The sequence below is a fragment of the Gluconobacter sp. P1D12_c genome (assembly GCF_018812105.1).
GTDB classification, from domain to species: domain Bacteria; phylum Pseudomonadota; class Alphaproteobacteria; order Acetobacterales; family Acetobacteraceae; genus Gluconobacter; species Gluconobacter oxydans_A.
In genome coordinates, this window is the sequence record NZ_JACSIQ010000196.1 from 1 (window position 1) to 584 (window position 584).

The following is a 584-nucleotide window of genomic DNA, read 5'->3' on the forward strand; positions in this document are numbered from 1 at the left end:
CTTTAGCTATTGCTCTGGCTGATGGTCGTGCTGTTGCAAAGCGTGTTGATGCTGCAAAAGCTAAGGCTGAAAAGTTTGAGAAGGCTGGCACGTTGGTTGGTGCTGTTTCTTCTGCTGTTGCTGGTGGTGTTGTTCAGGTTTCTGAGTCATTCACGAAAAGCCGTTTTGATGATGGTGCGAAGTCTCGTGAAAATGAAATTCATTTATTGAAGAATCAAAATGAGAAGTTGAAAGCGAGTAATTCATCACTAAAAACAAAAATTCACAAAAGTAATGAATCACGAAAATCACTATTGAACGAATTGAAAAGCGAACGCGAAAAAAGTTTTGATAAGGGCAAGCCGTTCAGAGATTTACAGAAGAAGAATGAACAGCTTGAAACTTATCTTGGTTTAGTTTTTGATTCTTTGGATTCGCATGGAATTAATCCTGTTCCGTTCATTAAGACTGTCTACACGTTGGATGATTTAATGCGTGATTGCGATAGGATTGCGAAGGAGTGGCTTGAGTCATTCCAGGCGACGTGGGAACCTAAGGCGAAGCCTCAAAAGGGTTCTGATCGCTCTATTGCCTAGAGAGACTAC

The 584-nt window shown here is 41.1% G+C and carries 1 protein-coding gene; it reads left to right on the forward strand.

What is annotated here, in order from left to right; all coding sequences use genetic code 11:
- Positions 1-575 (forward strand): hypothetical protein (locus KP705_RS16300; protein WP_215765002.1); only part of this gene is annotated, 575 nt, incomplete at its 5' end.
- Between the last annotated feature and the right edge of the window lie 9 nt (positions 576-584).